The 24,197-nt window shown below is 60.6% G+C and carries 19 protein-coding genes; 5 read left to right on the plus strand and 14 right to left on the minus strand.

What is annotated here, in order from left to right; genetic code table 11:
- The first annotated feature begins 113 nt into the window (after positions 1–113).
- From nirB to cobA, 4 genes are read left to right on the plus strand one after another with little or no spacing between them, the layout of a single operon-like run.
- Entirely contained in the window at positions 114–2,567 is a 2,454-nt protein-coding gene (nirB, locus tag CAF73_RS19595; RefSeq protein WP_085703556.1) for a nitrite reductase large subunit NirB, read from the plus strand.
- Positions 2,564–2,881, plus strand: coding sequence for a nitrite reductase small subunit NirD (nirD, locus tag CAF73_RS19600; protein WP_007951992.1), 318 nt, complete (start codon positions 2,564–2,566; stop codon positions 2,879–2,881). The genes nirB and nirD overlap by 4 nt, the downstream gene beginning before the upstream one ends.
- Positions 2,881–5,595, plus strand: a complete 2,715-nt coding sequence (locus CAF73_RS19605) for a nitrate reductase (RefSeq protein ID WP_085703547.1) — start codon at positions 2,881–2,883, stop codon at positions 5,593–5,595. The genes nirD and CAF73_RS19605 overlap by 1 nt, the downstream gene beginning before the upstream one ends.
- Positions 5,596–5,607: 12 nt before the next feature.
- On the plus strand, positions 5,608–6,360 hold the full coding sequence (cobA, locus tag CAF73_RS19610; RefSeq protein ID WP_085703548.1) for a uroporphyrinogen-III C-methyltransferase: 753 nt from the start codon (positions 5,608–5,610) through the stop codon (positions 6,358–6,360).
- Positions 6,361–6,435: 75 nt separating this feature from the next.
- Here cobA and CAF73_RS19615 read toward each other — a convergent pair whose 3' ends face one another.
- The 8 genes from CAF73_RS19615 to ppsA all read right to left on the minus strand — a co-directional run bounded on the left by CAF73_RS19615 (position 6,436) and on the right by ppsA (position 14,599).
- Positions 6,436–7,470, minus strand: a complete 1,035-nt coding sequence (locus tag CAF73_RS19615) for an OmpA family protein (protein WP_085700243.1) — start codon at positions 7,468–7,470, stop codon at positions 6,436–6,438.
- Positions 7,471–7,577: 107 nt separating this feature from the next.
- Entirely contained in the window at positions 7,578–8,168 is a 591-nt protein-coding gene (gene sigX / locus CAF73_RS19620) for an RNA polymerase sigma factor SigX (protein ID WP_011333251.1), read from the minus strand.
- Positions 8,169–8,258: 90 nt separating this feature from the next.
- Positions 8,259–9,083 (minus strand): mechanosensitive ion channel domain-containing protein, encoded by an 825-nt coding sequence (locus tag CAF73_RS19625; protein WP_007951987.1) that lies wholly within the window; start codon positions 9,081–9,083, stop codon positions 8,259–8,261.
- 2 nt (positions 9,084–9,085) lie between these two features.
- Positions 9,086–9,334, minus strand: a complete 249-nt coding sequence (locus CAF73_RS19630; RefSeq protein WP_085700244.1) for a CrfX protein — start codon at positions 9,332–9,334, stop codon at positions 9,086–9,088.
- Between the two features lie 63 nt (positions 9,335–9,397).
- Entirely contained in the window at positions 9,398–10,393 is a 996-nt protein-coding gene (locus CAF73_RS19635) for a zinc transporter ZntB (protein ID WP_085700245.1), read from the minus strand.
- Between the two features lie 24 nt (positions 10,394–10,417).
- Positions 10,418–10,909, minus strand: coding sequence for a ribonuclease E activity regulator RraA (gene rraA / locus CAF73_RS19640; RefSeq protein WP_007951984.1), 492 nt, complete (start codon positions 10,907–10,909; stop codon positions 10,418–10,420).
- A gap of 226 nt (positions 10,910–11,135) precedes the next feature.
- A complete protein-coding gene (locus tag CAF73_RS19645; RefSeq protein ID WP_085703549.1) occupies positions 11,136–12,125 on the minus strand; it encodes an alpha/beta fold hydrolase in 990 nt (329 codons plus the stop codon).
- 98 nt (positions 12,126–12,223) lie between these two features.
- On the minus strand, positions 12,224–14,599 hold the full coding sequence (gene ppsA, locus CAF73_RS19650; protein ID WP_085700247.1) for a phosphoenolpyruvate synthase: 2,376 nt from the start codon (positions 14,597–14,599) through the stop codon (positions 12,224–12,226).
- Between the two features lie 174 nt (positions 14,600–14,773).
- On the opposite strand from ppsA, the gene CAF73_RS19655 reads away from it, so the two are divergent.
- Positions 14,774–15,592: a pyruvate, water dikinase regulatory protein gene (locus CAF73_RS19655; protein ID WP_011333245.1), complete on the plus strand. Its 819-nt coding sequence runs from the start codon at positions 14,774–14,776 to the stop codon at positions 15,590–15,592.
- 134 nt (positions 15,593–15,726) lie between these two features.
- On the opposite strand, the gene prpD is transcribed toward CAF73_RS19655, so the two are convergent.
- The 6 genes from prpD to CAF73_RS19685 form a co-directional block, all read right to left on the minus strand.
- Positions 15,727–17,211 carry a 2-methylcitrate dehydratase gene (prpD, locus tag CAF73_RS19660; RefSeq protein ID WP_085700248.1) on the minus strand — a complete coding sequence of 495 codons (1,485 nt, stop codon included), beginning with the start codon at positions 17,209–17,211 and terminating at the stop codon, positions 15,727–15,729.
- A 118-nt stretch (positions 17,212–17,329) separates the two neighbouring features.
- Positions 17,330–18,532, minus strand: a complete 1,203-nt coding sequence (gene prpF / locus CAF73_RS19665; RefSeq protein WP_085703550.1) for a 2-methylaconitate cis-trans isomerase PrpF — start codon at positions 18,530–18,532, stop codon at positions 17,330–17,332.
- Between the two features lie 54 nt (positions 18,533–18,586).
- A complete protein-coding gene (gene acnD, locus CAF73_RS19670) occupies positions 18,587–21,181 on the minus strand; it encodes a Fe/S-dependent 2-methylisocitrate dehydratase AcnD (protein WP_085703551.1) in 2,595 nt (864 codons plus the stop codon).
- Between the two features lie 202 nt (positions 21,182–21,383).
- On the minus strand, positions 21,384–22,511 hold the full coding sequence (gene prpC / locus CAF73_RS19675; RefSeq protein WP_085703552.1) for a 2-methylcitrate synthase: 1,128 nt from the start codon (positions 22,509–22,511) through the stop codon (positions 21,384–21,386).
- Between the two features lie 43 nt (positions 22,512–22,554).
- Positions 22,555–23,445, minus strand: coding sequence for a methylisocitrate lyase (prpB, locus tag CAF73_RS19680; RefSeq protein ID WP_007951973.1), 891 nt, complete (start codon positions 23,443–23,445; stop codon positions 22,555–22,557).
- Positions 23,442–24,164, minus strand: coding sequence for a GntR family transcriptional regulator (locus CAF73_RS19685; RefSeq protein WP_173892848.1), 723 nt, complete (start codon positions 24,162–24,164; stop codon positions 23,442–23,444). Before CAF73_RS19685 ends, prpB begins: the two co-directional genes overlap by 4 nt.
- Between the last annotated feature and the right edge of the window lie 33 nt (positions 24,165–24,197).

Genomic DNA, 24,197 nt, shown 5'->3' on the forward strand with positions numbered 1-24,197 from the left:
ACAAAGGCGTCCTCGCCAGGTAACTGGCGGGACGCCTTTTTTGTTTGCGCCATTTTTGTCGAGCAAGGCCTGACTGCCCACAGGAGGCAAGCCCGATGCTCCCGGAGAATCTGATGAAAAAACTCAAACTGGTGATGATCGGCAATGGCATGGCCGGGGTTCGTACCCTGGAAGAACTGCTCAAGCTCAGCAACGAGCTGTACGACATCACGGTCTTCGGCGCCGAACCGCACACCAACTACAACCGCATCCTGCTATCGCCGGTATTGGCCGGCGAACAGACCTTCGAAGAGATCGTGCTCAACGACCTCGACTGGTACCTGGAAAACGGCATCAAACTGCTGCTCAACCGCAAAGTGGTCGAGATCGACCGGGTCAAACGCCGGGTGATCGCCGAGGATGGCACTGAGGCCGAATACGACCGCCTGCTGATCGCCACTGGCTCGACCCCGTTCATCCTGCCGATCCCCGGCAACACCTTGCAGGGCGTGATCGGGTACCGCGACATCGCCGACACCCAGGCGATGATCGATACCGCCAAGACTCACAAACACGCCGTGGTGATCGGTGGCGGTTTGCTCGGCCTCGAAGCCGCCAACGGCCTGATGCTGCGCGGCATGCACGTCACCGTGGTGCACCTCGGTGAATGGCTGCTGGAGCGGCAACTGGACAAGACCAGCGGCCAGCTCCTGCAAACCGCCCTCGAATCCCGTGGCCTGCACTTTCGCCTGTGCGAACAGACCCAGGCCCTGCACGACGCCGGCAATGGTCGGGTCGGCTCGGTGCAATTCAAGAACGGCGACATCATTCCTGCCGATCTGGTCGTCATGGCCGCCGGCATTCGCCCCAACACCGAACTCGCGGAAAAGGCCGGCATCCCGTGCAATCGCGGGATTCTGGTCAACGACACCCTGCAAACCTACGACCCGCGCATCTATGCCATCGGCGAATGCGCCAGCCACCGTGGCATTGCCTACGGCCTGGTGGCGCCGCTGTTCGAACAGGCCAAGGTCTGCGCCAACCACTTGGCGCAACTGGGTTTCGCGCGCTATCAGGGCTCAGTGACGTCGACCAAGTTGAAAGTCACCGGCATCGACCTGTTTTCCGCCGGCGACTTCATGGGCGGCGAAGGCACCGAGACCATCACCCTCTCCGACCCGATCGGCGGGGTGTACAAAAAACTGGTGATCAAGGATGACGTGCTGGTCGGCGCGTGTCTGTACGGCGATACGGCAGATGGCGGTTGGTATTTCCGGCAGATTCGTGAGAATCACGCCATCGGCGAGATCCGCGATCACTTAATGTTCGGAGAAAACGCAATTGGCGACGTAGGACATCAGGGCCAGGACAAGGCCATGAGCATGGCCGACAACGCCGAAGTCTGCGGCTGCAACGGCGTGTGCAAGGGCACCATCGTCAAGGCGATTCAGGAGCACGGGCTGTTCAGCGTCGACGAAGTGAAGAAACACACCAAGGCCGCCAGCTCCTGTGGCTCTTGCGCCGGCCTGGTCGAGCAGATCCTGATCAACACCGTCGGCGGCGCGGCAGACGTCAAACCGAAAAGCGAAAAAGCCATCTGCGGTTGCAGCGATCTCAACCATGGCCAGATTCGCCAGGCCATTCGCGAACAGCATTTGCTGACCATCGCCGGCACCATGAGCTACCTCAACTGGCGCACGCCGAACGGTTGCGCCACTTGCCGGCCGGCCCTCAACTACTACCTGATTTCCACCTGGCCCGGCGAAGCCAAGGACGATCCGCAGTCGCGCCTGATCAACGAACGGGCCCACGCCAACATCCAGAAGGACGGCACCTACTCGGTGGTACCACGGATGTGGGGCGGCGTGACCAACCCGTCGGAACTGCGGCGGATCGCCGACGTGGCGGACAAATATCAGGTGCCGATGGTCAAGGTCACCGGCGGTCAGCGCATCGACTTGCTGGGGATCAAGAAGCAGGATCTGCCCGGCGTGTGGAAAGACCTCGACATGCCGTCGGGCCACGCCTACGGCAAATCGATCCGCACCGTGAAAACCTGCGTCGGCAGCGAGTTCTGCCGCTTCGGCACGCAGAATTCGACCCAGTTGGGCATCGATCTCGAACACGACCTGTTCAACATGTGGTCGCCGCACAAAGTGAAACTGGCGGTCTCCGGATGCCCACGCAACTGTTCGGAAGCGGGGATTAAAGACGTAGGAATCATCGGAGTCGATTCCGGCTGGGAGATGTACATCGGTGGCAACGGCGGGATCAAGACCGAAGTCGCCGAATTCTTCGTCAAGCTCAAGACTGCCGAGGAGGTCCGCGAATACAACGGCGCGTTCCTGCAGCTGTACCGCGAAGAAGCCTTCTACCTCGAACGCACCGTGCATTACCTGCAACGGGTCGGCATGGAGCACATCAAGAAAGCCGTGCTGGAAGATCCCGAGCGCCGCAAGGCCCTGAACGAGCGCCTGCAATTCTCCCTGTCGTTCGAACAGGACCCGTGGAAAGAACGCCTCGCCCAGCCGCAACTTAAGAAAGAATTCGACGTGATCCCTGTGAAAAACCTGGAGGTGCCGGCATGAACTGGCTCGATATCTGTGCCCTGGAAGAGATCAACGCCCTCGGTTCGCGGATCATCGCCGGGCCCAAAGGTGACATTGCGATCTTTCGTACAAGCGACGACGAAGTCTTCGCACTCGATGACCGCTGCCCGCACAAGGGCGGCCCATTGTCCCAAGGCCTGATTTACGGCAAGCGCGTGGCCTGCCCACTGCATAACTGGCAGATCGATCTGCAATCCGGCGAAGCCCAGGCGCCGGACGTCGGTTGCGCACATCATCACCCGGCCCGGGTGGAAAACGGCCGCGTGCAACTGGCCCTGCGGGACGCCGTCTGATGAACCGCCAGACGACCGCCTCGACCTGCTGCTATTGCGGGGTCGGCTGCGGCGTGCTGATCGAGCATGACGGCGAGCACATCCTCGGCGTCAGCGGCGATCCGGCGCACCCGGCCAACTTCGGCAAACTGTGCAGCAAAGGCTCGACCCTGCACCTGACCGGTGATCTTGCGGCCCGGGCTTTGTACCCGGAATTGCGCCTGGGCAAAGGCCTGGCGCGCAGCCGCTGCGACTGGGACACCGCGCTGGACCATGCCACCCAGGTCTTCGCCGAAACCATCGCCGAACACGGCCCGGACAGCGTGGCGTTCTACATCTCCGGGCAGTTGCTGACCGAGGACTACTACGCCTTCAACAAACTGGCGCGGGCGCTGGTCGGTACCAACAACATCGACAGCAATTCGCGGCTGTGCATGTCTTCGGCGGTGGTCGGCTACAAGCGCAGCCTCGGCGCCGACGCCCCACCGTGCAGCTATGAAGACCTGGAATCGAGCGATTGCGTGGTGATCGTCGGCAGTAACATGGCCTACGCTCATCCGGTACTTTTTCGCCGCCTCGAAGAAGCCAAGTCCCACCGCCCTCACATGAAAGTCGTCGTCATCGACCCTCGACGCACCGACACCTGCGATCTGGCCGACCTGCATCTGGCGATTCTGCCGGGCACCGATGTCGCCTTGTTCCATGGGATTTTGCATCTGCTGTTGTGGGAAGACTGGATCGACCGTGACTTCATCAAGGCCCACACCGAAGGACTCGCCGGGCTGAAAAGTCTGGTGCGCGATTACACCCCGGCCATGGTTTCGCAGCTTTGCGGGATCAGTGCCGAGCAGTTGCAGCAATGCGCCGAATGGATCGGCACCGCGCCGAGTTTTCTCTCGCTGTGGTGCATGGGCCTGAACCAGTCCACCGCCGGCAGCGCGAAGAACAGTGCGCTGATCAACCTGCACCTGGCCACCGGGCAGATCGGCCGACCGGGGGCAGGACCTTTCTCTTTGACCGGTCAGCCGAATGCCATGGGCGGGCGGGAAACCGGCAGTCTCTCCAACCTGTTGCCCGGTCATCGCGAAGTAGCCAATCCGGAGCACCGCGCCGAAGTGGCGGCGTATTGGGGTGTGGATAAGCTGCCGGAAAACACCGGGCTCAGCGCCATCGAACTGTTTGAACAGGTGCGCAGCGGCCGGATCAAGGCGCTGTGGATCGCCTGCACCAACCCCGCGCAATCGATGCCGGACCAGAACGCCGTGCGCGCCGCGCTGGAAGCTTGTCCGTTCGTGGTATTGCAGGAAGCGTTTCGTACCACCGAAACCGCGGCGTTTGCCGACCTGCTGTTGCCGGCGGCCAGTTGGGGCGAGAAGGAAGGTTCGGTGACCAACTCTGAACGGCGGATTTCCCACGTACGCAAAGCTATTGCCGCACCGGGTGAAGCGCGTCCGGACTGGGCGATCACGGTAGATTTCGCACAACGCCTGGAGAAACGTCTGCGCCCGCAACAACCGGGGCTGTTTGCCTTCGAGCAATCGGCGCAACTGTTTGACGAGTACAAACAACTGACCCGGGGGCGCGATCTGGATTTGTCCGGGATCAGCCACGGATTGATTGATGAGCTGGGGCCACAGCAATGGCCCTTCCCCGCTGGCGCCCGCCAGGGTACAGCCCGGCTGTATGGCGACGGGATCTTTCCTACACCGAACGGGCGCGCGCAATTCGTTGCCGATCCCTATCGCGCCGCCAAGGAACAACGCGACGCGCGCTTTCCCCTGACCCTGATCACCGGCCGCCTGCGCGATCAATGGCACGGTATGAGCCGCACGGGAACGGCGGCGCAGTTGTTCGGCCATGTCAGCGAAGCGGTGTTGGGCCTGCACCCGGACGAGTTGCGCCGCCACCGCTTGCAGTCGGGGGATTTGGTGAGTCTGAAAAGTCGTCGGGGCGCGGTGGTCGTGGCGGTCGCCAGCGATGACAGCGTACGTCCGGGCCAGGCGTTCCTGCCGATGCACTGGGGCGATCGTTTCCTCAAGGGCGGCGTGAACAGCCTGACCCTGCCGGCTTTTGATCCTTTGTCGAAACAACCGGAACTCAAGCACAGCGGTGTGCGGCTGGAACCGGTGGAGTTGCCATGGCAACTGTTCGCACTGATCGAGGGCGATGTTCAACGGCACTTCGAGGCGCTTCGACCGCTCTGTGAGGCTTTTTCCTACACAAGTATCAGCCTTGTCGGACGTGAACGGCCTGCGTTGTTGATACGTGCAGCCAGCGTTATGGCGCCAGAGCCGCAATTGCTGCATGAAATCGACCAATGCCTGGCCCTGATCGAGGGGCCGGTGCTGGCTTATGACGATCCACGCCGTGCCATCGGCAAGCGGGTACGCATCGAAAACGGGCGAATCACTGCGATTCGCCTCGCTGGCGAAACCCTCGCTCAGCACTGGTTGCAAGGCCTGTGGCTGGAGGGTCGCGCCGACGAACAACTGCGGCGCTGGCTGCTGGCACCGATGAGTGCACCGCCGGGCAATGCCGGCACGCCGGTTGTGGCGGACAAGACCCTGTGCAATTGCAAGAACGTCAGCCACAGCGCGGTCTGCGCCGGTATTGGTGAAGGTCTGGATCTGCAGGGTTTGAAAAACAAGTTGGGATGCGGCACGCAATGCGGTTCCTGCGTCCCGGAAATCAAGCGTTTGCTGGCCGCCGAAGTGCGTCCGGTCGCCGTCATTTAAAGAGGAAACACCATGAGCGCGAAAGTCTGGTTGGTGGGCGCAGGTCCCGGTGATCCTGAGCTGCTGACGCTTAAAGCAGTGCGTGCCTTGCGCGAAGCCGAGGTGGTGCTGATCGACGATCTGGTCAATGAGGCGGTACTTGAGCACTGCCCTGCTGCGCGAATCATTGCGGTCGGCAAACGCGGCGGCTGCCGCTCAACGCCCCAAGCATTCATCCATCGGCTGATGCTGCGTTACGCCCGTCAGGGCAAATGCGTGGTGCGACTCAAGGGCGGCGATCCGTGCATTTTCGGGCGTGGAGGTGAAGAAGCGCAGTGGTTGCGTGAGCGCGGGGTCGAGGTGGAGTTGGCCAATGGCATCACCGCCGGGCTTGCGGGCGCGACCCAATGTGATATTCCGCTGACGTTGCGCGGCGTGGCCCGGGGCGTGACGCTGGTCACCGCTCACACCCAGGACGACAGCCAGTTGAACTGGCGGGCGCTGGCGCAAGGCGGAACGACGCTGGTGATTTACATGGGGGTGGCGAAGCTCGGCGAGATTCGCGAGCAGCTCTTGGCGGGGGGGATGGCGACGGATACGCCAGTGGCGATGATCGAGAATGCCTCGTTGCCGGAACAACGCGAATGCCGTAGCGACCTGGCAGCCATGGAAAACGATGCCCTTGATTTCCGGCTCAAGAGCCCTGCGATTCTGGTCATAGGCGCCGTCGCAGCCGCTGCGACCCAGGTCGATTCGATTGACTGGGCAGCCGAACGCCTGGCCTGACAATCCTCGGTTTACCCAAATCGCAGGCAAAGAAAAGCCCGGCATAAGCCGGGCTTTTCTCGCAGCGGCAGCTAATTACTTAGCTTGAGCTTCAACCTGCGCTTCTACGCGACGGTTAACAGCACGGCCAGCTTCAGTTTTGTTGTCAGCAACTGGGCGGGATTCGCCGTAGCCGATCGACTGAATGCGGGACGATTCAACACCGTACTGGTTGGTCAGAACTTGCTTAACGGCGTTTGCACGACGCTCGGACAGTTTCTGGTTGTAAGCGTCAGGACCGACGGAGTCAGTGTGACCTTCAACAGTAGTGGTGGTGGATGGGTACTGCTTCATGAAGTCAGCCAGGTTTTTGATGTCGCCGTAGCTGTTTGGCTTCACAACCGACTTGTCGAAGTCGAACTTCACGTCCAGCTCAACACGAACAACTTCAGCAACTGCCGGGCAGCCATCAGCGTCAACAGTTACGTTGGCTGGGGTGTCTGGGCACTTGTCAACGTTGTCGCATACGCCGTCGTTGTCGCTGTCGGAGCAGACTTCAGCCGGAGCTGGAACTGGAGCAGCAGCTGGCTTGGAGCCGCCACCGAAGTTCACACCGATACCGACGCTAGGAGCCCACTCGGTGTCGCCCTGGTCGATGTTGTATTGAGCTTCAACGCCAGCACGGGCGTAGAAGTTCTCGGTGAAGTACAGCTTGGCACCGCCGCCAACGTTGGCGAAGGTAGAACGGTTACGACCGCCAGTGCCGTTCTGGCCGATGCTTTGATCGGAGAAACCAGCCGATACGTATGGACGCAGCATGTCGCCTGGGTTGTTGAAGTGGTACAGAGCGTCCAGAGCGGTGTTGGCGCCCTTGATGTTACGACCGTCGTCGGAACGCACGTTGTGCACTTCGTCGTAGCCCAGACGCAGTTCAACGTCGTCGGTCAGGAAGTAACCGATCGAGCCGCCGAACAGGTTGCCGTTGTTCTTGAAGTTACGAGCGCTGTCGAATTGTTCTTTCTTTGCGAAGCCTTCGATTTCAACTGCGCCTTGGCCTTGTGCCAGAGCGCCGAAAGAAGTGGCGGCAATCAAAGAACCAATGGCCAAGCCCAAGGTGTTTTTCAGTTTCATCCGTTAAATCCCCATCTGGTGATTGTGAAGCAGTCCCGCAAACCGGGGGACAACTCGGCGGCAAGTCTATCAGAACTTGCCTACACGTAAGAGATATTTGCGCCGAACTAAGTTTCAGCAATGCCTGCAAATTTCTCACGCAATTTATCAAGAGCACGTTTGTAACGCATTTTTGTCGCACTCAAACCCATGTGCATGATGTCTGCGATCTCCTGGAACTCCAGCTCTGCGACAAATCGTAGCACCAGAATTTCCCGATCAATCGGGTTCACATACACCAGCCAGCGATCCAGTCCACCCTTTTCCTCGGGTTTTGGCGCCTTTTCTTCAGACGCTTCCTCAAGGGGGTCAAGACTCAGTGCGTCCATCAAGCGACGCTTTCGCCGTTCCTTCCGATACTGTGTGATGCATTCGTTGTACGTGATGCTGTAGAGCCATGTCTTGAACTTTGATTTCCCCTCGAAGTTCTTCAGGCCGTACAGCACCTTAAGCATCACTTCCTGACAGACATCGTCTGCATCGCGATCGTTCCCAAGATATCGTGCACAGACGTTAAATAATGTCCGCTGGTAACGCCGCATCAGTTCTTCATAGGCGCGCGTCACGTGAAACAGCTCGGTATGCGAGCGCGCGACCAACTCCTCGTCAGAGAGCTCGCGGGGGTCGTAGCGCGTGGATAGCGTTTGGGCTTTATTCAAAACAAGTCGTGCCGACAGTCAGGTCAATGTCCACCGCAGCCAGCATCAGCTGGCATTTTGCGGCGGCATACATTAGCAGGGTTTGCCGGGTTAGCGGCTACTCACATGCTGCTCCAGCAGGATCCGATTGGAGAGAGAGACTAGCTCACCCTCATCGGTCAGCAATGTGGTCTTAACCGTGCCGATCTCTTCGATCTGGCCTTCGACCTCGCCAATACGCACTTGTTGCCCAACCTGATACAACTCACGCACATAGATTCCCGCAAGAATCTGACCGGCAATTTCCCGGCTTCCCAAACCCATGGCCAAGGCAACAGCCAGACCAACGGTAATCAATACGATGACGATCACATGGTTCAGCAGGTCGGTCTTGACCTCCAGCTGACTGATCGCGACCGAAATGCTGATGATGATCACCAGGCCCTGGGCGATTCGCCCAAGTCCTGAAGCGTAGTCCAGGCCTACGCCTTCTGCCGCCCCGCGAACCAGGCCATTGGCCAGTTGCGCGAGCAGGACGCCCACCAGCAACACCAGCGCGGCACCGAATACTTTCGGCAAATACAGCGCGAGCATGTCAAGCGTAGCTGAAACTCGCTCAAGTCCAAGGGATTCTGCTGCCGATACCAGGAAAATCAGCAGAACGAACCAATAGACGATCTTGCCGATCAGGGTCGAGATCGGCACTTGCAGCCCCGCGCGGGACATCAATTTTGTCAGGCCGGTGCCGCCCATCAGGCGATCGAGACCCAGTTTGGCCAGCAATTTGGACAGCAAGGTGTCCAGCAACTTGGCCACGACAAAACCCAATAGCAGCACAACCAGTGCGCCGAACAGGTTCGGAATGAAATTAGCGACTTTGGTCCACAACGCAGTCATTGCAGTGACGAGGCTCTGAGTCCAGAGATCAAGTTCCATATTCAATCAGCCTTATCAGCAGTGCGAGCGGTAGGTTTACGGAGACGGGAGACCGGCGCGACATGGGCCGAGCCGTTGTTCAGGGCGATCATCAGCGCGGGCAGCCAGCGGCCCAGCAGGCTGAACAGATCGCCGGCGCCCACCTGGCGGTTGGCGGTTTTGAGTACGCGGCCCAGGCAGGCATCGTCGTCGCGGCCGGACGGCGAGGCGTTGAGCATGTCGCGCAAAGACTGTTCAAACGGATCGTGCATACGCACCTCTCGTGATGTCTGTGAAAGACGCGGGCAAATTTGGTCGGGTCACATGGCGCATCTTCATACCCAGCGCAAACGGCGGAACAACCACCATTGTCCGAGGGCCAGGGCGAGCACTGTCAGGCAGGCGATCAGGAAACCATAAGGGCTGCTCGAGAACGGAATGCCGCCAACGTTGATGCCCAGCAGACCGGTCAGAAAACTCATCGGCAGAAAGATGCAGGTGATGATCCCGAAGCGGTACATGGTGCGGTTCATGCGCACGCTCAAGCGCCGGTCTTCGGCGTCCAGCACAAGCCCCACGCGCTCTCGGGTCAATTCGAGCTCTTCGAGATAACGGGTCAGGCTGTTGTTCAATTCGTTCCAGTAGTCGGCATCGTCATCGACGAACCACGGCAGTTTTATCCTTGTCAGCTGTCCGAAAATATCCCGCTGCGGTGCCAGAAAACGCTTGAGTCCGGCGGCCCTGCGACGGATGTGCAAAATGGCGCCATGCTCGGGGGTATACCGTTCGTCGGCATCCAGTTTTTCTTCCTCTTCATCGACCACTTCAGAGAGGCAAGTCACCAGATCCTGCACCTTGTTGGTGAGGAGTTGCGCCAGATACAGCATCAGTTCGGACGAAGTTTTCGGCCCCTTGCCCTCGCCCAACATCACCAGCAACTCGTCGGTGGCTCGCAGCGGACGCAATCGCAGGGAAATCACTCGCTGGGCCGAAGCGAAAATGCGCACCGACACCATGTCTTCCGGCTCGGCGCCCGGGTTGAGATTGACCCCGCGCAAAAACAGCAGCAGCTCGGAATCCGGCAACGGCAACAGACGTGGACGAGTATTTTCTTCCAGCAATAGATCGCAAGCGAACTCGTTGAGCCCACTGGATTTGCGCAGCCAGGTCTGGGTCTGCGGGTGACTGCGATCCCAGTGCAGCCACAGGCTTTCATGAGCCTGCAACTGCAGATCGTCGAGATCAGTCCGGGCTATCGAACGCGCACCGCCTTTACCGTCCAGCACCAGGGCATGCACCAGCCCCCACTGCGCGTTTTCTTCCTCGAACATCCTCACCCCTATGGTTACCGCGATTTATTCAGGCATTTTCAGCGGACTTGGCGAGATGATCACGCCATTGTTGTCCGCATAGATGTACTGGCCGGGATGGAAAGTGACACCCGCAAACGTCACCGGCACGTTGAGGTCGCCGATACCGCGCTTGTCCGTTTTCATTGGGTGACTGGCCAGGGCCTGCACGCCAAGATCGGTCTGGGCGATGACGTCGACGTCACGGATGCAGCCGTAGATGACCAGCCCTTCCCACCCGTTTTTCGAGGCTTTCTCGGCGAGCATGTCGCCCAGCAATGCACGGCGCAGTGAACCGCCACCATCCACCACCAGCACCTTGCCATTACCCTTGAGTTCGACCTGCTCCTTGACCAGCGAATTGTCTTCGAAGCACTTGATGGTCACGATCTCGCCGCCGAACGAATCACGGCCGCCGAAATTGCTGAACATCGGGTCCAGCACCTGAACCAGCTCCGGATAGGCGTCGCACAGGTCAGGCGTAAGGTAATGGTTCATCGAATAACTCCTGTAACAAGGAAGACGATCAAGGATGTCGCACACTTCTGAGACGAGTTCCGGCGGTCGCTGTTTACCTTAGCCCATGTCATGGTCACTGAACGAACCTGAACACAAGCTGAAACGGAATAGCAAAACAGTCACCAAATATGACCAGAACCGTCCAGCGCGTCATATCTTAGCCGCAAGCCGACCCGAACGAAATGCCCTTTTCAGGGCGCCGCACTCAGACCGCTGCCGCCAGATCCGGCTTCTCACCGAGCAACGACGTGTGCTGATCCGCCAGCCAACGCGCCACCAGCGGCCAGACTTCAGCCTGCGCCGCCTTGCTCACCAGCATTTCGACATGCCCGAACTGATCATTGAAACCCTGCTCACGGCCCAGGTTGATGAACTGCTTGTGCTCGGAGCCGATCTGCTCGAACAGCTTGCGGCACGCCCAGGCCGGATCCTGGTGATCGCCTGCCGCGCTCACCGCCAACACCGGAACCCGCACATCGGCAAGACCTGCCCACCAATCCTTGTCCTTGTCGCCGAAACGACCGAACAGGCCGTACCAGCGCATGCTTTCCAGCGCCAGACCGATCGGTTCGTCTTCCGGGCCGCGCTTGAGCCGCGAGCCTGACAATTGGGCAAAACGCTTGAGAATGAAGCGCCCACCCCATTCCACCGGCGGAATCTTCAGCGGCCAGTATGTGCGGCTGACCTGGGTGCCGAAAAACGCCGCCGACGCCACCGCAGGCTCACCCAGGTATTCGCCGCCCAGTGCGGCGGCCAACGTGATGCCCCCCAGCGAGTGGCCGATCCAGTGCGGAATCTGCCCGCTCTGCTCACGCACAAACGCGGCAATCGCCGGCAGATCGTAACGGGCATAGTCGGCGACGCGGTTGCGGCGGTAGTCCTCGTTACGCCGGGACAAACCGTGACCGCGCATTTCCGGGATCCACACATCGAATCCCAGACGCGTCAGATACGCGCCCAGGCCCAGGCCCTTCGGCGAAAACCAGAAGCGCCGGTTGGAAAAACTGCCGTGCAGCAAGATCACCGGCACGCCGCGCGATGCCGGCTCATCGGCCATGCCGAGACGGGTCACTGCGATTTCCACGGACCAGTCAGGGCTGTTGCCCGGTTTCAAACGGTAAACGTCTTCGCTCAGATCACCGCGTCGTTCGGCGCTGATCAGGGCGACAGGAAATAGGTTGCTGCTGCTTTGCATGATGCTCTTGCACAAAAAAGGGCGGCATCCGGAGAGCTCGCCCTACTTCAATCTTAAAGCCCCGCCCCGGTTCACCGGGCCGAGGCTTCATTCACGGCTTATTCCGCCGCCTGGCCTTCGGCAAGGAAGAACCAGGTTTCCAGCACGGTGTCCGGGTTCAGCGACACGCTTTCGATGCCCTGCTCCATCAGCCACTTGGCGAGGTCCGGGTGGTCCGAAGGGCCCTGACCGCAGATGCCGATGTACTTGCCGGCCTTGTTGCACGCGGCAATTGCGTTGGCCAACAGCTTCTTGACCGCCGGATTACGCTCGTCGAACAGGTGCGCGATGATCCCGGAGTCGCGGTCCAGACCCAGCGTCAGCTGAGTCAGGTCGTTGGAGCCGATCGAGAAACCGTCGAAGAATTCGAGGAATTCTTCAGCCAGGATCGCGTTGGATGGCAGTTCGCACATCATGATCACGCGCAGACCGTTGTCGCCACGGGCCAGGCCGTTTTCGGCGAGCAGATCCACCACCTGGCTGGCTTCGCCGAGGGTACGGACGAACGGCACCATGATTTCGACGTTGGTCAGGCCCATCTCGTTGCGCACGCGCTTCAGCGCACGGCACTCGAGTTCGAAGCAGTCACGGAACGATTCGCTGATGTAACGCGAAGCGCCACGGAAGCCCAGCATCGGGTTTTCTTCTTCCGGCTCGTACAGTTTGCCGCCGATCAGGTTGGCGTATTCGTTGGACTTGAAGTCCGACAGACGCACGATGACCTTCTTCGGTGCGAACGCAGCAGCCAGGGTGCTGATGCCCTCAACCAGTTTTTCGACGTAGAAGCCGACCGGATCGTCGTAACCGGCGATGCGTTTGTCGACGCTTTCCTTGATGTCCTGCGGCAGGCCGTCGTAGTTCAGCAGCGCTTTCGGGTGGACGCCGATCATGCGGTTGATGATGAATTCCAGGCGGGCCAGGCCCACACCGGCGTTCGGCAGTTGCGCGAAGTCGAAGGCGCGGTCCGGGTTGCCGACGTTCATCATGATCTTGAACGGCAGCTCCGGCATGGCGTCCACGGAGTTCTTCTTGACGTCGAAGCCCAGTTCGCCTTCGAAGATGTAACCGGTGTCGCCTTCGGCGCAGGACACGGTCACGCCCTGGCCATCCTTCAGCAGTTGGGTGGCGTTGCCGCAACCGACCACTGCCGGAATACCCAGCTCACGGGCGATGATCGCCGCGTGGCAGGTACGGCCGCCACGGTTGGTCACGATAGCGCTGGCGCGCTTCATTACCGGTTCCCAGTCCGGGTCGGTCATGTCGGAGACCAGCACGTCACCCGGCTGGACCTTGTCCATCTCGGAGACGTCCTTGATGATCCGTACCTTGCCCGCGCCGATGCGCTGACCGATGGCACGGCCTTCAACCAATACGGTGCCGGTTTCTTTCAGCAGGTAACGTTCCATGACGTTGGCCTGGGTGCGGCTTTTCACGGTTTCCGGACGGGCCTGCACGATGTAGAGCTTGCCGTCGTCACCGTCCTTGGCCCACTCGATGTCCATCGGGCAGCCATAGTGCTTCTCGATGATCATCGCCTGCTTGGCCAGCTCGCTGACTTCAGCGTCGGTCAGGCAGAAACGTGCGCGATCGGTCTTGTCGACTTCAACGGTTTTCACAGAACGACCGGCCTTGGCCTCGTCGCCGTAGATCATCTTGATGGCTTTGCTGCCCAGGTTGCGACGCAGGATCGCCGGACGACCGGCAGCCAGCGTGCCCTTGTGGACATAGAATTCGTCCGGGTTCACCGCGCCTTGTACGACGGTTTCGCCCAGACCGTAGGCGCCGGTGATGAACACTACGTCACGGAAGCCGGATTCGGTATCGAGGGTGAACATCACGCCGGCGGTGCCGGTTTCCGAACGCACCATGCGCTGCACGCCGGCCGACAGGGCGACCAGCTTGTGGTCGAAGCCCTGGTGCACGCGGTAGGAAATGGCACGGTCGTTGAAAAGGGAGGCGAACACTTCCTTGGCCGCGCGGATGACGTTGTCAACGCCACGGATGTTCAGGAAGGTTTCCTGCTGACCGGCGAACGAAGCGTCCGGCAAGTCTTCGGCGGTGGCGGAGGAACGCACGGCCACGGCCACATCAGGATTACCGGCCGACAGCGCGGCGAACGCGGTGCGGATCTCGGTGTTCAGTTTTTCAGGGAATTCGGCCTCCATGATCCATTGGCGGATCTGGGCGCCGGTCTTGGCCAGGGCATTGACGTCATCGACGTCCAGCGCATCGAGGGCCTTGTGGATCTGATCGTTCAGACCGCTCAGTTCCAGGAAGTCGCGATAGGCTTGCGCCGTGGTGGCGAAGCCGCCGGGGACCGAAACACCGGCACCGGCCAGGTTACTGATCATCTCGCCCAGGGATGCGTTCTTGCCCCCCACATGCTCAACATCGTGTTTGCCGAGCTTATCGAGGGAAACTACGTACTCTACCAAGGTGATCTCTCCACTAACTGTGTTGGAAAAGCTCAGAAACCGGCGGCTCGGGGGAGCGTTGGCCGGCTGTATGGCCTGGACCTGGAAAATAAGTGAGAATGCGGGCCGATGGCGGCCGGCAAATCGCGCCTATCATATCCAGAAATGCTCATTAGCTTAAGGCCCAAGGTGCAAATGAAACGATCTGCTTTCTTTATCTCCGATGGCACCGGTATCACCGCCGAAACCCTGGGTCAAAGCCTTCTGGCGCAGTTCGAAAACATTACCTTCAGCAAATTCACGCGGCCGTACATCGACAGCGTTGAAAAAGCGCGGGCCATGGTACAACAAATCAACAAAGCCGCTGAAACCGACGGTTTCCGGCCGATCATCTTCGACACCATCGTCAATCAGGACATCCGTGAGATTCTCGCAACCTCCAATGGTTTCATGATCGACATCTTCTCGACGTTCCTCGCCCCGCTCGAGCAGGAATTGACCGAGCATTCTTCCTACACCGTCGGCAAATCCCACTCCATCGGCCATAACTCCAACTACATGGAGCGGATCGAGGCGGTGAACTTCGCCCTCGACAACGACGATGGCGCCCGTACGCACTATTACGACAAGGCCGATCTGATACTAGTGGGCGTGTCGCGTTGTGGTAAGACGCCGACGTGCCTGTACATGGCGATGCAGTTCGGCATCCGCGCGGCCAACTACCCGCTGACCGAAGACGACATGGAACGCCTGCAACTGCCGGCCGCCCTGCGCGCCCACCAGCACAAGCTGTTCGGCCTGACCATCGACCCGGACCGCCTCACCGCGATCCGCAACGAACGCAAGCCCAACAGCCGTTATTCGAGCTACGCCCAGTGCGAGTTCGAAGTCCGCGAGGTGGAAAACCTGTTCCGCCGCGAGAACATTCCGCACATCAACTCCACGCATTTTTCGGTGGAAGAAATCTCCGCGAAGATCCTCGTGGAAAAAGGCGTGGAGCGGCGTTTCAAATAGATTTGTAGCGCCCTTGCAGCCGCCATCGCTGGCAAGCCAGCTCCCACAGGGTTTTGTGGTGTACGCAGATTTTGCATTCACAACAAAACCCTGTGGGAGCGTGGCTTGCCCGCGAAGAACGATCACGCAGTCCCTCAGATAACAAACAAATCGACAAACCGGTTCACCGGCGTGGCTTCAAGCCGCGCCTGATCCTTGCACAGCGCCACAATCTCCCCGCTGCGCTGCCCGGTGAACCGGGTGGCCAGATTTGCCCTGAACTTGTCCTCCAGCAATGGGATACCCTCGGCGCGGCGCCGGCGATGCCCGATCGGGTATTCCACCACCACGTTTTCCGTGCTCGAACCGTCCTTGAAAAACACCTGCACCGCATTTGCAATCGAGCGTTTGTCGGCTTCGAGGTATTCGCGGGTGAAACGCGGATCCTCGACGATGACCATTTTCTCGCGCAGCACGTCGATGACCGGATGGGCCTTGTGGAAATCATCCTCGTAGTGCTCGGCCACCAGATTGCCGAACGCCAGCGGCACAGCGGTCATGTACTGGAGACAGTGATCACGGTCGGCGGCGTTGGCCAACGGCCCGACCTTGGAAATGATGCGGATCGCCGATTCGTGGGTGGTGATGACGATCCGGTCGATTTCATGCAGACGATTGCGCACTTGCGGGTGCAGGGCCACGGCGGCTTCGCAGGCGGTTTGCGCGTGGAATTCGGCGGGGAAACTGATCTTGAACAAAACGTTTTCCATCACGTAACTGCCGAACGGCCGCGAGAAGCTGAAGGCGCGTTTGTCTTCGGGCTTGAGCGCCAGATCGTTGTTGGTGTGGCTGAAGAGAACGTCGTAAAAGCCCCATTGTCTGGCAGTCAAGACGCCGGGAATCCCCATTTCGCCACGCATCGCGATATCCGCCAGCCGCACGCCCCGGCTCGATGCATCCCCTGCCGCCCAGGATTTTCGCGAGCCGGCGTTCGGCGCATGGCGGTAAGTACGCAATGCCTGACCATCGGCGAACGCATGGGACAACGCGGATAACAGCTGCTCACGGTTGGCGCCCATCAGTTTGGCGGTCACGGCAGTCGAGGCGACTTTCACCAGAATGACGTGATCGAGTCCTACGCGGTTGAAGGAGTTTTCCAGGGCAATCACGCCCTGAATCTCGTGGGCCATGATCATCGCTTCGAGCACATCGCGCACCGTCAGCGGCGCCTCGCCATTGGCCAGACGCTTTTGCGACAGGTGATCGGCCACCGCGAGAATCCCGCCGAGATTGTCCGACGGATGACCCCATTCAGCGGCGAGCCAGGTGTCGTTGTAATCGAGCCAGCGCACGATGCAGCCGATGTCCCACGCGGCTTTCACCGGGTCGAGGCGGTAGGACGTGCCAGGCACTCGGGCGCCGAACGGCACGACGGTGCCTTCGACGATGGGGCCAAGGTGTTTGGTGCATTCAGGGAAACGCAGGGCCAGCAGGCCGCAGCCCAGGGTGTCCATCAGGCAGTTGCGGGCGGTGTCGAGGGCTTCGGCGGATTCGATTTTACAGGTGAGGACGTAATCGGCGATGTCCTGCAGGACACGGTCGTAGTCGGGACGGTTGTTCAGGTCGACGTTGGCGCTCATGTTCGATTCACTCTTCAAAGTGGTTCGTTGATGGGACCTCGGTTCAGGGCTAATTTTTCTTGTTATTTAAATGCGCAAAGCGCTGAGAGCGATCAGGCTCGCTCTCAGCGAATGTTCGTCAGAACGAATCCCCAGGCACGCGGACGTAACCTTCCATCAGGACGCGCGCACTACGGCTCATGATCGCTTTCTTCACGATCCATTCACCGTTTTCCAGACTGGCCTCAGCCCCGACGCGCAACGTTCCGGACGGATGCCCGAACCGCACCGCATTCCGCTCAATACCGCCCGCCGCGAGGTTTACCAAGGTGCCGGAAATGGCCGCGGCGGTACCAATCGCCACCGCCGCCGTGCCCATCATCGCGTGGTGCAGCTTGCCCATCGACAACGCCCGCACCAGCAAATCCACATCACCGGCGCCAATCGTCTTGCCACTGGACGCCACGTAATCCGCAGGCTTGGCCACGAAAGCCACCTTAGGCGTGTGCTGACGCTTGGCCGCTTCATCCAGATTGGAAATCAGCCCCATGCGCAAAGCACCGTAAGCGCGAATGGTCTCGAACATCTGCAACGCTTTCGGGTCGCTGTTGATCGCGCTCTGCAATTCGGTCCCGGTGTAACCAATATCTTCAGCGTTGACGAAGATCGTCGGGATACCCGCGTTGATCATCGTCGCCTTGAGCGTGCCGACGCCCGGCACTTCCAGCTCATCGATCAGGTTGCCGGTGGGGAACATCGAGCCACCGCCGCCCTCTTCTTCCGCCGCCGGGTCCAGGAATTCGACCTGGACTTCGGCCGCCGGAAAGGTCACGCCGTCGAGTTCGAAATCACCGGTTTCCTGGACTTCGCCATTGGTGATCGGCACGTGGGCAATGATGGTTTTGCCGATATTGGCCTGCCACACGCGAACCACCGCCACGCCGTTGTGCGGAATGCGGCTGGCGTCCACCAGGCCATTGCTGATGGCGAACGAACCGACCGCTGCCGACAGGTTGCCGCAGTTGCCGCTCCAGTCCACGAACGGCTTGTCGATGGACACCTGACCGAACAGGTAATCGACGTCGTGATCGGCCTTGATGCTTTTCGACAGGATCACGGTTTTGCTGGTGCTGGAAGTGGCGCCGCCCATGCCGTCGATCTGTTTGTCGTAGGGGTCGGGGCTGCCGATTACCCGCAGCAACAGGGCATCGCGGGTCGGGCCGGGAATTTGCGCCGCTTCAGGCAGGTCGGTGAGGCTGAAAAACACGCCTTTGCTGGTGCCGCCACGCATGTAGGTAGCGGGGATTTTGATCTGCGGTGCGAACTTAGCTGCGTGAGCCATGGTGCTCCTTATCCGCAAACGCGGGTCTACTGACCCGCGCTCGCACTAACTGATTTAAACGGCAACCGCCGACTCTTCGAGGAAGTCCTGAGCGAAGCGCTGCAATACGCCGCCGGCCTCGTAGATCGACACTTCTTCGGCGGTGTCGAGGCGGCAGGTCACCGGTACGTCGACGCGCTCGCCGTTCTTGCGATGGATCACCAGCGTCAGGTCGGCGCGAGGGGTGCGCTCGCCGATCACGTCGTAGGTTTCGCTGCCGTCGATACCCAGGGTCTTGCGGTCGGTGCCCGGTTTGAATTCCAGCGGCAACACGCCCATGCCCACCAGGTTGGTGCGGTGAATGCGCTCGAAACCTTCGGCGACAATCGCTTCCACACCCGCCAGACGCACGCCTTTGGCCGCCCAGTCGCGGGATGAACCCTGGCCGTAGTCGGCGCCGGCGATGATGATCAGCGGCTGCTTGCGTTCCATGTAGGTTTCGATGGCTTCCCACATGCGCATCACTTTGCCTTCCGGCTCAACGCGCGCCAGCGAACCCTGCTTGACCTTGCCGTTTTCCACGACCATTTCGTTGAACAGTTTCGGGTTGGCGAAGGTCGCACGCTGCGCGGTCAAGTGGTCGCCACGGTGGGTCGCGTAGGAGTTGAAGTCCTCTTCCGGCAGGCCCATTTTCGCCAGGTACTCACCGGCGGCGCTGTCGAGCATGATCGCGTTCGACGGCGACAGGTGATCGGTGGTGATGTTGTCCGGCAGCACCGCCAGCGGGCGCATGCCCTTGAGCGGCCGCGCCCCGGCCAGCGCACCTTCCCAGTACGGAGGACGGCGGATGTAGGTGCTCATTTCGCGCCAGTCGTACAGCGGCGTGACTTTCGGGCCGGTGTCTTCATGGACGGCGAACATCGGAATGTAGACCTGACGGAACTGCTCAGGCTTGACCGAAGATTTCACCACCGCGTCGATTTCTTCGTCGCTCGGCCAGATGTCTTTCAGGCGGATTTCCTTGCCGTCGACCACGCCGAGCACGTCTTTTTCGATGTCGAAACGGATGGTCCCGGCAATCGCGTAGGCCACCACCAGCGGCGGCGAAGCGAGGAACGCCTGCTTGGCGTACGGGTGAATCCGCCCGTCGAAGTTGCGGTTGCCGGACAGCACAGCGGTGGCGTACAGATCGCGGTCGATGATTTCTTGTTGAATCACCGGATCCAGCGCCCCGGACATGCCGTTGCAGGTTGTGCAGGCAAACGCGACGACGCCGAAACCGAGCTGCTCCAGCTCCGTGGTCAGCCCTGCTTCATCGAGGTACAGCGCCACGGTTTTCGAACCCGGCGCCAGCGACGACTTGACCCACGGCTTGCGGGTCAGCCCGAGCTTGTTGGCATTGCGCGCCAGCAGGCCGGCGGCAATCACGTTGCGCGGGTTGCTGGTGTTGGTGCAACTGGTGATGGCAGCGATGATCACTGCGCCGTCGGGCATTTGCCCCGGCACGTCTTCCCACTGGCCGGCGATACCTTTGGCCGCCAGATCCGACACCGCCACACGGGCGTGCGGGTTGCTCGGGCCGGCCATGTTGCGCACCACAGAAGACAGATCGAAGGTCAGGCCGCGCTCGTATTGCGCACCTTTCAGGCTGTCGGCCCACAGACCGATCTGATTGGCGTACTGCTCGACCAGTTGCACTTGCTGGTCTTCACGACCGGTGAGTTTCAGGTAATCGATGGTCTGCTGGTCGATGTAGAACATCGCCGCCGTAGCGCCGTATTCCGGAGCCATGTTGGAGATGGTGGCGCGATCGCCTAGGGTCAACGCGCTAGCACCTTCACCGAAGAACTCCAGCCATGCGCCGACCACTTTCTGTTTGCGCAGGTACTCGGTCAGCGCCAGTACCATGTCGGTGGCGGTGATACCCGGTTGCAGCTTGCCGGTCAGTTCGACGCCGACGCTTTCCGGCAGGCGCATCCATGACGCGCGGCCAAGCATCACGCTCTCGGCTTCAAGCCCACCGACGCCGATGGCAATCACGCCCAGGGCATCGACGTGCGGGGTGTGGCTGTCGGTGCCGACGCAGGTGTCCGGGAATGCCACGCCGTCGCGCACCTGGATCACCGGGGACATTTTCTCCAGGTTGATCTGGTGCATGATGCCGTTACCCGGCGGGATCACGTCGACGTTTTTGAACGCCTTCCTGGTCCAGTTGATGAAGTGGAATCGGTCTTCGTTGCGACGGTCTTCGATGGCGCGGTTTTTCTCGAACGCCTGCTTGTCAAAACCGCCCGCCTCCACCGCCAGCGAGTGGTCGACGATCAATTGCGTCGGCACCACCGGGTTGACCTGCGCCGGGTCGCCGCCCTGCTGGGCAATCGCGTCGCGCAGGCCGGCCAGATCCACCAGCGCGGTCTGGCCGAGAATGTCGTGGCACACCACGCGGGCCGGGAACCACGGGAAGTCGAGGTCGCGTTTGCGCTCGATCAGTTGTTTCAGGGAATCGGTGAGCGTGGCCGGGTCGCAGCGACGCACGAGGTTTTCCGCCAGCACGCGGGAGGTGTACGGCAGGGTGTCGTAGCTGCCGGGCTGGATCGCATCGACAGCCGCACGGACGTCGAAAAAGTCCAGCGGCGTGCCGGGCAGGTTCTTGCGAAATTCTGTGTTCATCGGTCAGGACTCGGTCACGGTGATAACAAAAAGGTGGGGCCTGGCACGGGTCTCAAGATTCACACAGCCCCTTGTGGGAGCGAGCTTGCTCGCGAAAGCGGACTGACATTCAACACTGATGTCGACTGATGTACCGCAATCGCGAGCAAGCTCGCTCCCACAGGGTGTATCGGTGTTCTCAAGCTCCAGGTCAGCCCACCATTCAGCGACGTTCGATTGGCACGAACTTGCGCTGTTCGACGCCTACATACTCGGCGCTTGGACGGATGATGCGGTTGTTGGCGCGCTGTTCGAACACGTGCGCCGCCCAGCCGGTCAGGCGCGAGCAGACGAAGATCGGGGTGAACAGCTTGGTCGGGATGCCCATGAAGTGGTACGCCGAGGCATGGTAGAAGTCGGCGTTGGGGAACAGTTTCTTCTGCTCCCACATGGTCTTGTCGATGGCTTCGGAAACGGGGAACAACACCTTGTCGCCCACTTCGTCGGCGAGTTTTTTCGACCAGCCCTTGATCACCTCGTTGCGCGGATCGCTGTCCTTATAGATCGCGTGGCCGAAGCCCATGATCTTGTCCTTGCGCTCGAGCATGCCGAGGGTGCCTTTGATCGCCTCTTCCGGCGACGAGAAGCGCTCGATCATTTCCATCGCCGCTTCGTTGGCGCCGCCGTGCAGCGGGCCGCGCAGCGAGCCGATGGCTGCCGTGATGCACGAGTACAGATCGGACAGGGTCGAAGCACACACCCGAGCGGTGAAGGTCGAGGCGTTGAATTCGTGCTCGGCGTAGAGGATCAGCGACACGTTCATCACTTTGACGTGCAGTTCACTCGGTTTCTTGTCGTGCAGCAGGTGCAGGAAGTGGCCGCCGATGGACGGCTCGTCCGTCACGCAATTGATGCGTTTGCCGTCGTGGCTGAAGCGATACCAGTAGCACATGATCGCCGGGAACGCGGCCAGCAGGCGGTCGGTCTTGTCGCGTTGCTCGGAGAAGTCTTTCTCCGGTTCGATGTTGCCCAGGAACGAGCAACCGGTACGCATCACGTCCATCGGGTGGGCGTCGGCGGGGATGCGTTCCAGCACTTCTTTCAGCGCTTGCGGCAGGTCGCGCAGCTTGCTCAGTTTGCCTTGATAGTCGGCGAGTTGTGCCTGGGTCGGCAGCTCTCCGTAGAGCAGCAGGTACGCCACTTCTTCAAATTGTGCGTCTGCCGCCAGTTCGCGCACGTCATAGCCGCGATAGGTCAGCCCGGCACCGGCCTGGCCCACGGTGGACAGTGCGGTTTGCCCGGCAACCTGGCCCCGGAGCCCGGCGCCACTGAGTACTTTTGCTTCAGCCATTGTTGTCTCCAATCTTGAATTTATTAGGGAGTACAGTTGCGGCTTACTTCTTCGCCGCAAACAACGCGTCGAGCTTCTGCTCGAAGGTGTGGTAATCGATGCGATCGTAAAGCTCCATGCGAGTCTGCATGGTGTCGATGACATTCTGCTGAGTGCCGTCGCGGCGGATCGCGGTGTAGACGTTTTCCGCAGCCTTGTTCATCGCGCGGAACGCCGACAGCGGGTACAGCACCAGCGACACATCTGCTCCCGCAAGCTGCTCGGTGGTGTACAGCGGCGTCGAGCCGAATTCGGTGATGTTTGCCAGGATCGGCGCTTTCACGCGGCTGGCGAACAGCTTGTACATCTCCAGTTCAGTGATGGCTTCCGGGAAGATCATGTCGGCGCCGGCCTCGATGCACGCGGCAGCGCGATCCAGTGCCGATTCCAGACCTTCAACGGCCAACGCGTCGGTGCGGGCCATGATCACGAAGCTGTCGTCGGTGCGAGCATCGACGGCGGCCTTGATGCGGTCGACCATTTCCTGCTGGGTCACGATCTCTTTATTGGGGCGGTGGCCGCAGCGCTTGGCGCCGACCTGGTCTTCGATGTGAATCGCCGCCGCGCCGAACTTGATCATCGACTTCACGGTGCGGGCCACGTTGAACGCCGAGGCGCCGAAACCGGTGTCCACGTCTACCAGCAGCGGCAGGTCGCAGACATCGGTGATGCGGCGCACGTCGGTCAGTACGTCATCCAGGCCGGTGATGCCCAGGTCCGGTACGCCGAGGGAGCCGGCAGCCACCCCGCCACCCGACAGGTAAATCGCCTTGAAACCGGCGCGCTTGGCCAGCAGCGCGTGGTTGGCGTTGATCGCCCCGACCACTTGCAGCGGATGTTCGCTGGCGACCGCATCGCGGAAACGCTGGCCTGGAGTGCTCTTGTTGGAACTCATGACTCACCTCGTTCAGTGGCTGTCTTGTTGTCGGCGCCGTCCTGGTAGTGACGGGCGATGTTGCGTTTCGAGGCGCCGATGTGACGGCGCATCAACAATTCCGCGAGCTCGCCGTCACGGTCGGCGATGGCATCGAGAATCCGGTGGTGTTCGGCAAAGGCCTGGCGCGGGCGGTTGGGCGTGGTGGAAAACTGGATGCGGTACATGCGCACCAGCTGGTAGAGCTCGCCGCAGAGCATTTGCGTGAGGGTGCGGTTGCCGCTGCCCTGGATGATCCGGTAGTGGAAGTCGAAGTCGCCTTCCTGCTGGTAGTAACCGACGCCGGCCTGAAACGCCGCGTCGCGCTCATGGGTTTCCAGCACCCGGCGCAGTTCGTCGATTTCTTCGACGCTCATGCGTTCGGCCGCCAGACGGCAGGCCATGCCTTCGAGGGATTCGCGGATTTCGTAGAGTTCGAGCAATTCGGCATGGCTGAGCGACACCACCCGCGCACCGACGTGCGGTACGCGCACCAGCAGACGCTGGCCTTCCAGACGATGGATCGCTTCGCGCAGCGGCCCACGGCTGATGCCATAGGTGCGCGCCAGTTCCGGCTCGGAGATCTTGCTGCCCGGAGCGATCTCACCTTTGACGATGGCCGCCTGAATGCGCCGGAAGACGTTTTCCGAGAGCGTCTCGGAGTCGTCGCCATTGATCACCGGGGGATCGAGTTGATCCAGCATATTGTCGACACCTTCAAATCCAATGCGGCA

Origin of the sequence: Pseudomonas sp. B15(2017) (genome assembly GCF_002113215.1) — a bacterium.
In the GTDB taxonomy this organism is placed as follows: domain Bacteria; phylum Pseudomonadota; class Gammaproteobacteria; order Pseudomonadales; family Pseudomonadaceae; genus Aquipseudomonas.